This window comes from Enterobacter sp. TMH.L2 (genome assembly GCF_050847315.1).
In the GTDB taxonomy this organism is placed as follows: Bacteria; Pseudomonadota; Gammaproteobacteria; order Enterobacterales; family Enterobacteriaceae; genus Cedecea.
The window spans coordinates 2471094-2484329 of sequence record NZ_CP193791.1 but is presented as its reverse complement, the minus strand read 5'-3'; the positions used below and the strand labels follow the sequence as shown (position 1 = coordinate 2484329).

General features: G+C 55.8%; 17 protein-coding genes. 8 read left to right on the top strand and 9 right to left on the bottom strand.

Going from position 1 to position 13236, the window contains the following annotated elements; translation table 11 throughout:
• The gene (locus ACREYP_RS11920) at positions 1 to 930 is read left to right on the top strand and encodes an AraC family transcriptional regulator (RefSeq protein ID WP_336818726.1); all 930 of its coding nucleotides are present in this window, start codon (positions 1 to 3) and stop codon (positions 928 to 930) included.
• Here the strand turns inward: ACREYP_RS11920 and tam are convergent.
• Positions 927 to 1685, bottom strand: coding sequence for a trans-aconitate 2-methyltransferase (gene tam / locus ACREYP_RS11915; RefSeq protein ID WP_336818725.1), 759 nt, complete (start codon positions 1683 to 1685; stop codon positions 927 to 929). The two genes, ACREYP_RS11920 and tam, sit on opposite strands and share 4 nt — an antisense overlap.
• 66 nt (positions 1686 to 1751) lie before the next feature.
• Here tam and ACREYP_RS11910 point away from each other — a divergent pair, with 66 nt between their 5' ends.
• Positions 1752 to 2042, top strand: a complete 291-nt coding sequence (locus ACREYP_RS11910; RefSeq protein ID WP_336818724.1) for a hypothetical protein — start codon at positions 1752 to 1754, stop codon at positions 2040 to 2042.
• 39 nt (positions 2043 to 2081) lie between these two features.
• On the opposite strand, the gene ydfZ is transcribed toward ACREYP_RS11910, so the two are convergent.
• Positions 2082 to 2285 carry a putative selenium delivery protein YdfZ gene (gene ydfZ / locus ACREYP_RS11905; protein WP_039296773.1) on the bottom strand — a complete coding sequence of 68 codons (204 nt, stop codon included), beginning with the start codon at positions 2283 to 2285 and terminating at the stop codon, positions 2082 to 2084.
• A gap of 270 nt (positions 2286 to 2555) precedes the next feature.
• Between ydfZ and ACREYP_RS11900 the strand changes: the two genes are divergently transcribed.
• Positions 2556 to 3458, top strand: a complete 903-nt coding sequence (locus ACREYP_RS11900; protein WP_336818723.1) for an alpha/beta hydrolase — start codon at positions 2556 to 2558, stop codon at positions 3456 to 3458.
• Positions 3459 to 3606: 148 nt separating this feature from the next.
• Entirely contained in the window at positions 3607 to 3864 is a 258-nt protein-coding gene (locus ACREYP_RS11895; RefSeq protein WP_008459113.1) for a MafI family immunity protein, read from the top strand.
• Positions 3865 to 3909: 45 nt separating this feature from the next.
• Here the strand turns inward: ACREYP_RS11895 and ACREYP_RS11890 are convergent, their stop codons facing one another.
• The 3 genes from ACREYP_RS11890 to ftrA all read right to left on the bottom strand — a co-directional run bounded on the left by ACREYP_RS11890 (position 3910) and on the right by ftrA (position 5683).
• A complete protein-coding gene (locus ACREYP_RS11890; protein ID WP_336818722.1) occupies positions 3910 to 4269 on the bottom strand; it encodes an RcnB family protein in 360 nt (119 codons plus the stop codon).
• A 192-nt stretch (positions 4270 to 4461) separates the two neighbouring features.
• A complete protein-coding gene (mgtS, locus tag ACREYP_RS11885) occupies positions 4462 to 4557 on the bottom strand; it encodes a protein MgtS (protein ID WP_008459108.1) in 96 nt (31 codons plus the stop codon).
• Between the two features lie 121 nt (positions 4558 to 4678).
• The gene (ftrA, locus tag ACREYP_RS11880) at positions 4679 to 5683 is read right to left on the bottom strand and encodes a transcriptional regulator FtrA (protein ID WP_008459105.1); all 1005 of its coding nucleotides are present in this window, start codon (positions 5681 to 5683) and stop codon (positions 4679 to 4681) included.
• A 65-nt stretch (positions 5684 to 5748) separates the two neighbouring features.
• Here ftrA and ACREYP_RS11875 point away from each other — a divergent pair, with 65 nt between their 5' ends.
• Positions 5749 to 6138, top strand: coding sequence for a rhodanese-like domain-containing protein (locus ACREYP_RS11875; protein WP_008459102.1), 390 nt, complete (start codon positions 5749 to 5751; stop codon positions 6136 to 6138).
• On the opposite strand, the gene ACREYP_RS11870 is transcribed toward ACREYP_RS11875, so the two are convergent.
• Entirely contained in the window at positions 6135 to 6878 is a 744-nt protein-coding gene (locus tag ACREYP_RS11870; protein WP_008459100.1) for a sulfite exporter TauE/SafE family protein, read from the bottom strand. The genes ACREYP_RS11875 and ACREYP_RS11870 overlap by 4 nt on opposite strands.
• Positions 6871 to 7230 (bottom strand): antibiotic biosynthesis monooxygenase family protein, encoded by a 360-nt coding sequence (locus tag ACREYP_RS11865; protein ID WP_336818721.1) that lies wholly within the window; start codon positions 7228 to 7230, stop codon positions 6871 to 6873. Before ACREYP_RS11865 ends, ACREYP_RS11870 begins: the two co-directional genes overlap by 8 nt.
• 75 nt (positions 7231 to 7305) lie before the next feature.
• Here ACREYP_RS11865 and ACREYP_RS11860 point away from each other — a divergent pair, with 75 nt between their 5' ends.
• Positions 7306 to 7986, top strand: coding sequence for an ArsR/SmtB family transcription factor (locus ACREYP_RS11860; protein WP_008459096.1), 681 nt, complete (start codon positions 7306 to 7308; stop codon positions 7984 to 7986).
• Positions 7987 to 8090: 104 nt separating this feature from the next.
• Here the strand turns inward: ACREYP_RS11860 and ACREYP_RS11855 are convergent, their stop codons facing one another.
• Both ACREYP_RS11855 and ACREYP_RS11850 read right to left on the bottom strand, forming a co-directional pair.
• On the bottom strand, positions 8091 to 9008 hold the full coding sequence (locus ACREYP_RS11855; protein ID WP_166874079.1) for a bestrophin family protein: 918 nt from the start codon (positions 9006 to 9008) through the stop codon (positions 8091 to 8093).
• Between the two features lie 124 nt (positions 9009 to 9132).
• Complete coding sequence (locus tag ACREYP_RS11850) at positions 9133 to 10671, bottom strand: methyl-accepting chemotaxis protein (protein ID WP_336818719.1); 1539 nt, start codon at positions 10669 to 10671, stop codon at positions 9133 to 9135.
• Positions 10672 to 10865: 194 nt separating this feature from the next.
• Here ACREYP_RS11850 and ACREYP_RS11845 point away from each other — a divergent pair, with 194 nt between their 5' ends.
• Positions 10866 to 12203: an esterase-like activity of phytase family protein gene (locus ACREYP_RS11845; RefSeq protein WP_498880874.1), complete on the top strand. Its 1338-nt coding sequence runs from the start codon at positions 10866 to 10868 to the stop codon at positions 12201 to 12203.
• Between the two features lie 144 nt (positions 12204 to 12347).
• Positions 12348 to 13106, top strand: a complete 759-nt coding sequence (locus tag ACREYP_RS11840; RefSeq protein WP_336818791.1) for an alpha/beta fold hydrolase — start codon at positions 12348 to 12350, stop codon at positions 13104 to 13106.
• Positions 13107 to 13236 lie beyond the last annotated feature (130 nt).

The following is a 13236-nucleotide window of genomic DNA, read 5'->3' as shown; positions in this document are numbered from 1 at the left end:
ATGCAACCAACCGAGCAGCCTTCGGGCCGCATTATTGACGAACTGCACCAGCGTGTCGCCCGTCGTTACCCGGCGGGCGGCGGCGGGGTGAAGGAGCTGAGCTGCGCGCTGCCGTGGCTCAGCTTTATTCGCATCGAACAGCCGACGCTGCTCAATCGCGGGATGCTTTCTCCGTCCATGTGCATGGTGCTGCAGGGCAGCAAAAAAATGCTTATCGGTGACAACGTCACGGAGTACGGTCCCGGCAGCTATTCGCTGGCAGCCGTGGATATGCCGGTGTCCGGGCAGGTGACTCGCGCCAGCGAAGCCGAGCCTTACTACGGCGTGCGCATCGACCTTGACGGGAAAGAAATTGCCGACCTGATCATGAACATGAACGTGGTGCTGCCGGACGGCAACGGGGAGAAAACCGGGGCCTGGGTCGCCGCCGCGGAAGAAGAGCTCCAGGGCGCTTTTCTGCGCCTGGTCACACTGCTGGACAGCCCGCAGCATCTGCATGCCCTCGCGCCGCTCATCAAGCAAGAAATTCTCTACCGGCTGGTCATCGCTCCCGCCGGGGCTTCATTCTGGAAACAGGCGCTGGGCTGGGCGCAGGGCAAAGGCGTGGGGGAAGCCATTAACTGGATCAAACAGAATTATGCCGAGCCGCTGGTCATTGATGAGCTGGCGAAGCGCGTCGGCATGAGCGCTTCCAGCCTGCATCACCGCTTCAAAGCTCTGACGATCATGAGCCCACTGCAGTACCAAAAACAGCTTCGCCTGCTGGAGGCCCGCCGGCGTTTATTGAGCTGCGAAGGCGATGTAGCAAGCGTCGCCTGGAAGGTGGGCTATGATTCCCCCTCCCAGTTTAACCGTGAGTATCGCCGGGCATTTGGCGCGTCGCCGCTGCAGGACATTGATGCCCTGCGTCAACAGGGCACTTCATTCTAGGCCGTTTTCCGCGCCACAATAAACAGGCGGGGGAACGGCATCAGCACGTTGCCGTCATGCTGCTTGCGGTAGGCGCGCTGCAGCAACTGGTGATAGCGCTCAAGAAACGCTTCCTGCTGCATGGCGTCCAGCCCGTGCAGGTAAGGGCGCAGGCCCGTCGAGCTTAACCATTCAATGATGGCGCGGGCAGAAGGCATAACGTGGAAATACGTCGTGCGCCAGATATCCACCGTGCAGCCGCTTTCGGCCAGCAGATCGTAATATTCCTGAGCCGTTAGCAAGGCTTCGCGGCTCGAGCGCGAGATCCCCAGTTCGTCGGCAACCTGGCGCATTAATGTATGCGTGGGCTCCTGCCAGTTATCGGGCATTTGCACCGCCAGCACGCCGCCGTCTGCCAGCTGTGCCGCCAGGTGTGGGAAGACCTGCTTATGGTTGGCTATCCACTGCAGCGAAGCGTTGGCGAAAATCACATCCTGTTTCACGGCGGGCTGCCAGGTGGAGATATCCGCCTCTTCAAAGCGGCAGTCTGGCAGTGCGGCACCGGCTTTGGCGAGCATCGCGGGAGAGTTATCCAGCCCGGTAATCGAAGCTTCTGGCGCCAGATTACGCAGCAGCGCCGTGGAGTTGCCGGGGCCGCAGCCCAAATCGGTAAAGGTGTTTGCGCCAGGGTGGTTAATTCGGGCAACCAACTCAGCGGCCGGGCGGGTACGTTCAGCTTCAAACTGCAAATAGAGCGCGGGGTTCCAGTCCTGCATCGTTTTATCCTCGTTGCTTTGCTAACATTGCCGACAAATTATTTTATACGCTATTGAAGGTAACGCATGGCTAAACATCCGGTTGGCAAATATTTGAGACTAGAGCTCACCCATAACGACAATGATCTGCTGATTTATGTGGTGAAGGGCAGCCGCATCGAAGACATGCCGCCTGACGAGGATGAGGATTATCCGGGGGAAATGCACCTGGCGATGCCGAAAATGAACCGGGAGCTGGACGCCGAGCTGGCGCGTTTGCTGGAGGACGCATCCGGTGGCGACGTTATCGTGATCATCTGTGCCGCTGACAGCGTGTTTGAGCACGGTTTTTCGCAGGTCAGGGCACTGCGTAAATAGCATCCGTTACCCGGCGGCAGGCCGGGTAACTTTTAGCCATCAGTGTAGGCCCAGGCGGAATAATTCCGTCGGTTCAAATTGCCCTTCACAACCTTCCACTTCCACGCATTTGCTGCGGCGAATTTGCTCGGCATTTTTACCTTCACCGTGAATGGCTTTAATTAGCCCGGTTTTGCCTGTGCCGTTAATCAAAACGCGGCTGCCGGTGGTAATGGCATTCCTGTTGCGGTCCCAGGTCATCATCATGTTGAGCACTCCTCTTAACGAATGAAACAGTTTGACCGGAGCCTATTTAAGGCCGATACGCGGCAGGATTCATTAATCAAAATCAAATTGTATGATGAATTGATTGTTATTTTGCGATGCGTAAAGTGGACAGAATGATTTCCACCAGGCGGTTTTTCTCCATAATTAACTCAAGCGAAACGGCTGGTTACGTATTGCTGGTTTAGAATATGACTTTAGACACACTCTTTTGGCATAGTGATTAACCTGTATTGTCAGGAGTTTACTATGGATCGTCGCCATTTTATTACCTGTGTTACCGCCGGATTGCTCGCGGCTAAAGCGGGCGTCTCGTTTGCTGCATCAGGCGTGAAGCGTTCGGCTATTCCGCTGTGGAAAGGCACGCCACCGGGCGGTGGTGGGCCGACAGGGAGTATTCAGACGTCGGCGCGCGGGGCGCAGAGCAATATTGCGCTCCCGATTCTGACCGTGATTGAACCCGAATCACCTAATGGCCAGGCCGTGCTGGTGGCGGCGGGCGGGGGCTATAAGCGCATTGAAATGGGGTCAGAAGCCTGGCCCGCGGCGGAATGGCTGGTGGCGCGGGGATATACCGCGTATGTGCTGAGCTACCGTTTGCCGTCGGAAGGATGGACTGATGGCAATCTGGTTGCCTTGCAGGACGCGCAGCGCGCGTTAAGAATCGTGCGCGATCGTGAACATAACGTCAGCGTGCTGGGCTTTTCCGCCGGTGGGCATCTGCTTGGCCTGGCCGCCACGCGACCCGATTACCGCTCGTATCCAAAGCAGGATCGTTTAGACGAGAAACCTGCCTTTGCCGACCGTGCGGCGTTAATTTATCCGGTCATTACGCTGGAAAAACCTTATGAGCACACCTCTACGCATAAAATTCTGGTCGGCAAAGATGCTTCATCAGCCGAGAACGCCGCCTGGTCCGTGCAGAATTATGTCACCCCGCATTCGCCGCCGTTTTTCCTGGTCCAGGCCGAAGACGACCCAATTTCCGACCCGCAGAATACGTTAATTATGGCCGCGGCCTGTGAGCAGCAGCATGTGCCGGTAGAAATGCACCGCTACAGCAGCGGCGGCCACGGTTTCGGCATGGGCAAACCTGGCACACCGACCGTGAAATGGCCCGATCATTACGCGAAATGGTTGGCGAAAAGTTAGTGTCGGATCGTTATCTGAAATAAGTATTACGCACGCCCCTCAAGAAATTTCCCCGCAATCCGATATCCATAGGGATGTATTTCGGCAGGATGCCGTTTCCCATTCCCAATGATGGCACGCAAATAACAATTAACTTTACGTGGTCAATATGGATATCAACGAAAAAATCAAAACCTTTGGTGAGGCTCTTAAAAACCGGCTCGATTCGTCACTCATTGACTTCGCGCTGGAATATATCGACTTCTCAGAAAATGTACTGGCTTTTGAAACGCTGTGTGGACATATCGCAAATTATCAGGTGCGTATTAGCCCTGATGAGTACAGGCAGGTACTGGATATTGCGGGGTTACTGGAGATCGACAATCAATATACTGAAATCGATCCCCTGAGAAATTTATTAAATTAAACCCTTTCGCTGTTAAGGATATCCAGCCTCAGGGTTGGATTATCCTTAGTGCTGATAAAATATATCGCCAGCCATTGCCTGAAGGATCTTTCCTTCGGCGTCGGTAATTAAGACATAATTGCCGCCCATGTAGGTCCAGTGGCTACCGACCTGTGGCGCAGGGAGATGGCGAAGCTGCCAGCTTTTGATGTTATAGGGTTCGGTCCGGTAGATGTCGGGCGCAATGTCGCCGATCTTGTACATTTTGAAATCTGAGGAGAATTCTTTCAGTTCATAGGACTGTGCCGACGTGCCCGGTGCCGTCGCCTTTAGCTGCTTATCACCTGAATAGGCAAAGGCCAGAGAGGGCAGCGCGCCCGCGAGCCATACCGCTGTTAATACCGCTACTTTTGTTGACTTGCGCATAAATTCTCCAGAGTGAATCCAGTCTGCTTTTGTTGATTCCGTATAGGAAGACAACAAATTGTGCCGATTTACTCATTACGCGCTGTATTTTTTTGTTAGCAAATCCTCCACCGCAATGGAGCAGAAATGAAAACGCCTCCCGGAAAGTTTATTTCGCGAGAGGCGTCGTAGGTGGGGGAAGGTCACCGTTCATTAGTCATCCCATTTGTGGCTAAACCAGGCAGCAAGAAAACCGGAAAATAAGATGAATCCCAGTACTGCCATAAATACGTTCATGTTCCCTAACATAGTTAATCCTCCAGATTACTGCATTTCTATAGAAATACCTCGCGTGATAAAAAAGGGTTTACTCAGATGAGTGGAGCTATCATACCGTACACAACTTAAACAATCCCTAACCGCAGGTAAATTATTCGTTTTGTGAAGTAAATGCGTTTCTGTATGTGGCGGGAGACGTTCGAAGATGTTTCCGGAAATGATGACGCAGCGTCGCCGCTGAGCCAAATCCCGTCTGTTCGGCAATATGCTCTATCGGCAGCGTGCTGTTTTCCAGCAGCTCCCGGCAGCGTTTAAGGCGGGTTTGCAGCAGCCAGGCGGCGGGCGTGAGGCCCGTCGCGGCTTCGAAGCGGCGTAAAAAAGTTCTCGTGCTCATGCCGACATAGGCGGCCAGGCTTGCCACGGAGTGCCGCTCGCTTAAATGGCGCTGCAGGTGATCAAACAGCGGCGCAAACCGCTCACCTTCGTACTCTACGGGGACTGCTTGTTCGATAAACTGCGCCTGGCCGCCCTCGCGATGAGGCTGCACGACTAAGCGCCGGGCAACGCTGTTGGCCGCTGCGGCACCAAAATCCCGGCGCACCAGATGCAGGGCAAGATCGATGCCCGCCGCGCTGCCCGCCGAGGTCAAAACATCCCCGTTATCCAGATAAAGCACGTCCGGGATCACTTCGATCGCCGGGTAACGCGCCTGCAGCGCTTCCGTGTAGCGCCAGTGGGTGGTTGCCCGCTGGCCATCAAGCAGACCAGTTGCCGCCAGCACAAACACGCCGGAGCAAATGGACATCAGGCGTGCACCGCGCGCATGTGCCGCCCGCAATGCCGCAATAAGTGACTCTGGCACGGATTGATCGATCCCGCGCCAGCCAGGAACCACGATCAAACTGGCTTCAGCCAGCAAATCCAGCCCGCCATCAACCGCCAGGCGAATACCGCCCATCGCCCGCAGTTCGCCGGGCTCAATGCCGGCGACGGCAAAGCGATACCAATTCTCACCCAGCTCGGGGCGCGGCAGGCCAAAAATTTCTACGGCAACGCCGAATTCGAACGTGCAAAGGCCGTCGTAAGCCAGCGTGACGACAAGAGGGTTTTTAGGCAAGGGGGCTAATTTTGTCATGATATTTACGCTAATCGTCATTCGTGCCAGCTGTCAAGCCTCCGTCGCGGCGTCAGAATCAAAGCTCAAACCAAAAGGAGATAAACATGAGCTACGTGACTGACCACCCTGCGGCAGCCTCAGAAACCGTCGCCGCGCATTACCTGCACAAACTGTCGCTTGAAACCGACTGTGCCGACGTCAACGCGGCGATCCAGAGCGGCGATCCAGATTTTGTGCTGCTGCACGTGGTGGGTTCTGATGAAACATTTGCCCGACGGTACCTGCCGGGGGCTATTCATTTACCCCATCGGCTGATCACCGAATCCCGCATGGCCGAATGGCCCGAGGACACGCTGTTTGTGGTGTACTGCGCCGGGCCGCACTGCAACGGTGCCGACCGGGCGGCCCTGAAACTGGCACAGCTCGGCAGGCTAGTGAAGGTGATGCCCGGCGGCATCACCGGCTGGGAAGATGAAGGTTTGCCTTTCGCCTAAATCAGCGCGCGGAGCACCATATCACCGCCAAGCAGAACGAGGCAGATCAGGAAGCCGCGCTTGAAGGCTAATGGGCTGATGCGCCTGCGGATACGCTGGCCTGCAAACAGGCCGATAAGCGCGGCGACAACCGCCATGACGGACGTGCTAATGGCTATTTCCTGCAGCGCGCCGTGCCACCAAAGCCCGGCGGCCAGTGCAAGGGTTGAAAAGGTAAAGGACAGCCCGAGCGCCTGCACCAGTTCATCGCGCTCAAGCCCAAGCGACTGAATATAGGGCACGGCGGGGATCACAAACACGCCCGTGCCACCGGTCAATAAACCGGTGAGGAGGCCGATCAGCGGCGAGAGCCAGCGCTCGTGGCGGGCGGGAAGGTGCAGCGGCCTGGCAAACAACGTCCATAAGGCATAGACGATCAGGGCAATGCCCAGCGCCACGGTGGTTGCATGACTACTGCCCGAGGCCAATAAACTGCTGCTGCCAAGGGTACCCAGCACAATGGTTAGCATCATCGGCCACAGGCGTTGGAGCAATGCCGCCAGGTTGCCCCCTTCATAAAGCTGGAAAATATTGGTCAGGAAAGAGGGTAAAAGCAGCATGCCCGCCGCCGCCACCGGGGAAATCAATGACCCCAGAATCCCCATGGCGACGGTAGGTAACCCCATCCCCGTGACGCCTTTGACGGTGCCAGCGAGAACAAAAGTAGCAGCAATGGCAAGGCTCAGGCTGAGATCATTCATTCGTGTTTTCCTTATGTGCGTTGCGGCTATCCTGCGGAGCCTGTTCGCGTTCAAACATGCCGTAATCGCGGATCACGTCCGCCACCCTGAGCCGGTAATCGCTAAAGACCGAGTGGCGGCCCTGGCGCTGAACGCTGCGGTGTAATTCCTGATTGCGCCATTGCAGCACGGCGGCCTCATCGCGCCAGAACGAAAGCGACAGGATTTTTCCAGGTTCGCTAAGGCTTTGAAAACGTTCAATGGAAATAAACCCATCAATATCGGCAAGCAGGGGTTTTAGCTCTGCCGCCAGTTCAAGATAGCGGCTATAGTGTCCTCCTGCAGGCAGGACTTCAAAGATTACGGCGATCATCAGGTTGCTCCTTATTGTTATCTCCTGCTAACCCTAATCCATCGTCAGACAGGACGCTTCGCTGAGCATCGAAATATGGAAACAGATTTTCTCGAAACCCGGCTTGCCGCCGTTGCCGCCGCCATTGCGGACAAAACACGGGCCAGCATGCTGTGCGCGTTAATGGATGGCCGGGCCTGGACGGCAACTGAACTGAGCATCATGGCTAATGTGGCACCGTCCACGGCCAGCAGCCATCTGGCAAAGTTAATGGAGCAATCGCTGATTGCCTGCGTGCAGCAGGGGCGACATCGTTACTACCGGCTTCACAGCAGCCAAATTGCCGGAGCGCTGGAAGGATTAATGGGGCTGGTTGGCCGCGATGACGCGACTATGCGCACCAAAACCCCCGGCAATCTTCGCTACGCCAGAACCTGCTATGACCATATGGCGGGAGAGATCGCCGTGGCACTCCATGACGCATTATTTCGCCTTCGCTGGCTGGAGGGGGAAGAGTATGTGGTCACCGCCAGGGGGGAAGAACAATTGCTGCTTCTGGGCGTAAACGTGGAAAGCGGGGCCTCGCGCCGGCGCTACGCCTGCGGCTGTCTGGACTGGAGTGAAAGACGCGAACATCTGGGAGGACAGCTAGGCAAAGCGTTGCTGCACACCTGCGAACAAAAAGGGTGGATGCGGCGGGATCTGGTCAGTCGTGAGCTGCACGTGTCCGAGAGCGGGAAGCGTAAGCTGGCAGGATTGTTTGGGGTGGCGTTTTGACAGAGTTTTCACCTCTCTCCAATGGGAAAAGGGAGAAAATAGCCGACGGGGAGCATGAGTGATCCCCTCTCCCTTTGAGGGAGAGGGTTAGGCTGAGGGTAAAATCAGCTCAGCCGATAATGCCTGTTCGGCTGCAGCGCCTCTGGCTTCTCCGCCTCATCGTTCATATCCCGTAAATCACGCTCAATCGCCACGCAAATAGCATCCAGCGGCAGGTCGTTGTCCTCGGTACCAAACGGATCTTCCAGCTCTTCGGCCAGCGAGTCGAGGGAAATAAAGGTATACGACACAAACACGGAAACAAACGGCGTCATGTAGTGGAGGTCGGTCACCAGAGCAAACGGCAGCATGATGCAGAAGATATACACCGTGCGGTGCTGAATCAGGCTATAGGCGAAGGGCATCGGCGTAGTAATAATGCGTTCGCAGCCGCCGGACACCGCCGACAGTTCGTTCAGATGATTGTCCAGGCTGCGCCATAGCACGTCTGAAATCACGCCTTGCTCGCGCTGCTGGTTCAGCCAACTGCCCATCAGCATCAAAATACGGTTACACGGCGCATGACTTGCGCTGACCCAGGCCAGATCCTGCGGGCTAAGGTAACGACTAAGCGTTTCCTGCTGCGGCTTTTTGCGCAACGTCATGCGCAGGCTGTTGCAAAAGGCGACCTGTAAATTCACAAACCGCTGCACCGTTTCGGGCTGATCCCCCGCCAGCGTTTTCACCTCGCGTAACAAAGAGCGCGACGTGATGGCCAACTGGCCCCACAGCAGACGCGCTTCGTTGAAGCGTGCGTAGCAGGCGCTGTTGCGGAACCCGAGAAAAATGGCGATAGCCACGCCGAGAATGCTGAATGGCGCGATGGTGAGCTTGATTCCGAGGGTTTCGTACCACGGCAGGAAAAAAATAACGCTAATAGAAAGCAGCAGATTCAGCAGCAGGCGGGAATAAATCTTTTCCAGCACTGAGCCGTGCCAGACGAAGAGGCGAGCCAACCAGTGTTGATGCGGGCGAACGATCATGATGAGTAACAGACTAGTAACAAGAGACTGTATTTAACGGCAGACTGTGACGCAGATCAATCTTTATCGCTACAGAAACTTAACAAAGGCTACCTCAAAGCGCGTTGAGGTAGCCCCAGGGTTATCAGGCGAGTTTAAACACTGAAACCGACTCATTGAGCCGCTGCGACTGATCTTTTAGGGAATGCGCGGCGGCAGAGGCCTGCTCAACCAGCGCGGCATTTTGCTGGGTGACCACGTCCATTTGCAGCACGGCCTGATTAATCTGCTCAATACCGCGGCTCTGCTCATCGGTAGAAACGGCAATCTCAGCCATCAGCGTGGTGACCTGGGTAATCGACGTAGAGATACGTTTCATGCTTTCCCCGGCCCGGTTGACCAGCTCGCTGCCGTTGGTGACCTGCTGGCCGGACAGCTCTATCAGCTCTTTAATTTCTTTTGCCGCCACGGAAGAACGTTGGGCGAGATTGCGTACCTCCGCTGCGACCACCGCGAAACCGCGACCTTGTTCCCCGGCTCGTGCGGCTTCAACCGCCGCGTTAAGGGCAAGAATATTGGTCTGGAAGGCGATGTCTTCGATGATGGAAATAATGCTGTCGATTTTGCCGGAACTGGTTTCGATATTGCGCATAGATCCGATGACCTGGTCGACGATTTGCTGACCTTCGCTGGCCGCCGCGCGCATACCGTTAGCCAGCGTATTGGCCTGATGCGAGCTTTCTGACGTCCGTTTAACCGTGACGGTCAACTGTTCCATGCTGGCCGCCGTTTCACCCAGCGACGCCGCCTGCTCTTCGGTGCGAGCGGACAGGTCGGTATTGCCCGCCGCAATCTCTTCTGATGCATAGCCGACGGTGGTGCTGGACTCGCGTACCTGGCTGATGATTTCGGTGAGCGACAGGCGCATTTGCTCGAGGCTGTGCATCATCTGGCCGATTTCATCATTGGATTTGATATCAATGGAACGGTGCAGCAGGCCGTTGGCAATTTCAGCGCAGTGTGCCTTCGCGGTGTCCAGCTCTTTGAGGACGCGAACTTTCAGCAAAACAAACACGGCGGCAAGAATCGCGATAAACAGCGCGGCAAACAGGCCGATGGCGACAAAACTCGACTGAAAACCTGCCTGTGCGTCGGCGTTGAGCTGGTGTGCGTGTTGCTCCCGGAATGCCAGCAGCTTATCCAGCGTAATTTCGAACCCCCGATCGAGCGCCGGGATGGTGCCCGTGACCAGTTCCGCGCTGCGGGCTTTGTCATTGGCCTGGGCGGCCTCTAACAGAGGCAGCAGCCCTCCGTCACGATAGGCGAGCCAGGCGGCTTTATAGTCATCGGCGAGCGCTTGTTCCCCGGACTGCTTCGTCGCTTCAAGGTAAGCCTTAAAGCTGGTATCTGCTTTACCCAGCGCTTCTTTTGCCCCAGCCAGGCTCTGGCTAGCCTGCTCGGCGTTGCCGGATTCCATCTCCTGAATGGCCTGCATGGCGCGAACGCGCATCGTGCGGCTGTGGTTAATGGGGTCAATGACGGATAACACTACGCGTATTTCGCTGTTGACGTCATTGAGGGCATGGTTGCTGCGGGTAAGGGACCAAATATTGGACGCCGTGCTGGCGAGAAAAATAAGCAACAGCGTGCTGAAAACCAAAATCGAAAAACGCCTGACTGACATACTAAATCCTTAAGTCGGTGAAATATTCTTATCCCAGCCGCGCTGAAGAGCATTCAACACTGCTGGCTGTAGGGTTATCGGCAGCTGAAAGGGGATATTTACCGGGCGGGAAATTTAGAGCACAAAGTGTAATCTTACTGTCATCTGGCTATTTTATAACTCCGGTACCTCAACCACCGATATATATAAAAACCATGAAATTAAAAAAACTTGCCTTACTTTGCAGTACCGTATTCCCTCTGGCTGGTCACGCTGCGGATGCGCAGGTTGACCGTTACGTTGTCACGTTCCCGCAAGGGGACAGCGTGGCCTACACAGGTGAATACGCCGCTAACTTCCCGCACGGACTGCCGGTAGGCGTTGGCTCGGGCCTGACCTTTATGGGCAAGCAGGGCGACGACCTGATCTTTACTACCGTGACGGATCGCGGGCCCAATGCTGACTCGCCGAAAGCCGGGAAAAAAGAATCCAAGATTTTTGCAAATCCTGACTTCACGCCGCTGCTGATGACCATCCGCGTGAGCAACGGTAAAGCCGAAGCTATCGACGCGAAGCCGCTGCATGATGCGCAGGGGCCGATTAGCGGGCTGCCGCTGCCGGAAGGGCTGATTGGCGCAACCAATGAAATTGCCCTGAGCGATACGCTCCAGAAGTTGAAGAGTGACCAGCGCGGGCTGGACACAGAAGGCATCACGCCGGACGGCAAGGGCGGTTACTGGCTGTGCGACGAGTACGGCCCGTTCGTTATCCATGTGGATGCTGACGGCAAAATCCTGAAAAAATATGGCCCGCAGGCTGAGCACGGTGAACAGGGCGTGGCGGGCGGATTGCCGAATATTGTCAAATGGCGCCAGCCTAACCGTGGGTTCGAAGGCATCACCCGCATGCCGGATGGCCGGATTATTGCGGCGGTGCAGAGCACGTTGGATATTGACGGCAAAACCAAAAACAGCGCGCAGTTCACGCGTCTGGTCAGCCTCGACCCGGCGACCGGTAAAACCGAAATGTACGGCTACCCGATCGACGTGGACGTCTATAAAAAAGCCAAAGATGCCAAAATTGGCGATATCGTGGCGCTGGACAACCACCGCCTGCTGCTGATTGAGCAAGGCGGTGACAAAAACAAACAGATGCGCAACCTGGTCTACGTGGTTGACCTGAACGGCGCGTCCGATCTGGCCGGGTTCGATAAAGAAAAAGCCCCGGAGTTTGATGATGCTGAGCAACTGAAGGCGCGCGGCATCAAGCTGGCGAGCAAAAAAGAGGTTGTCGACCTGCGCAAGCTGGGCTGGCAGCAGGAAAAAGCCGAAGGCATGGCGCTGATTGATAATCAGACGATTGCCGTGATCAACGACAACGATTTTGGCCTGCAGGCCGTGCTGGCGAACGCCGATGACTACCAGGTGGACGGCAAAGGTCACCTGCTGAAAGACGGCGCGGAAGTGGCGACCAAAATTGAGCTGAAGCCGCTGGAAAAACCAGAATCACAAAACGATTTCTGGGTGATTAAGCTGCCCGAACCCCTGAAGTAATTTTTGCCCTTGCTCCTTTGTCGCCTGCGGCAGAGGAGCAAGCCAATGATGCCAGGCGGGCCAGGCGCATTTTAGAGAAAGGAGTGGCAGGAAAATACGGTATACTGTATATAAACACAGTTATTGTAAGAAAAGGGAATGCTGATGCAAAACTTCTTCTCCGCCACGGCGCAATGTCGGGTGCGCTATCTGGATTTACCCGGCGGGGGTGTGCCGCTCCTGTTCATTCATGGTCTTGGCTGCGCTTCCTCTTATGACTATCCCCGCGTGGTCAGCGATCCGGCATGGAGTTCCCGGCGTAGCATTCTCATCGATCTCCCCGGCAGCGGGTACAGCGACAGGCCGCAGTCTTACGGCTACAGCACCCGTGAACAGGCAAGTGTCGTGGGCGAACTGGTGGAACATTTAGGGTTAAATCGCTTTTTTCTTTACGGGCACAGCATGGGCGGCAGCATCGCCATTGAAGTGGCGGCGTCGATGCCGGGGAAAATCGCAGGGTTGATGGTGTCGGAGCCCAATTTCCGCGCCGGCGGCGGGATGTATAGCCGCATGATTGCCGCGCAGACCGAAGACGAATTCGTGGCTCATGGTTACCAAAAAGCAATCGCGGCTAACGCGGAAAATCCGTGGTCCGGCAGCTTGCAAAATAGCGATCCCAGTGCTGTATGGCGCGCCGCCGTTAGTCTGGTAAGCGGCATCGAACCGGACTGGTATCAGCTTTTTGCTCAGCTAAAAATCCCCAAAACGCTTATTTTCGGTGAGCTTTCGCTGCCGGATGAAGATTTTACCGCATTCCAGCAGGCCGGGGTGACGACCACCATCGTACCGAGCGCCGGGCACGCTATGTCCTGGGAAAACCCCGCCGGGCTAGCCAGGGTGCTCGCCGAGCAGTGCAGGGCGTAATAAAAAAGCCATCCCGAAGGATGGCTTTTGGTGACAGACGAAGAGGAAAAAAGCGTGGTTTTTTCCTCTTCGTGGTTATCAGCCGAAAATCAATGAATTGATTTTCCTGTTTCTTTTGACGGATCGTCTG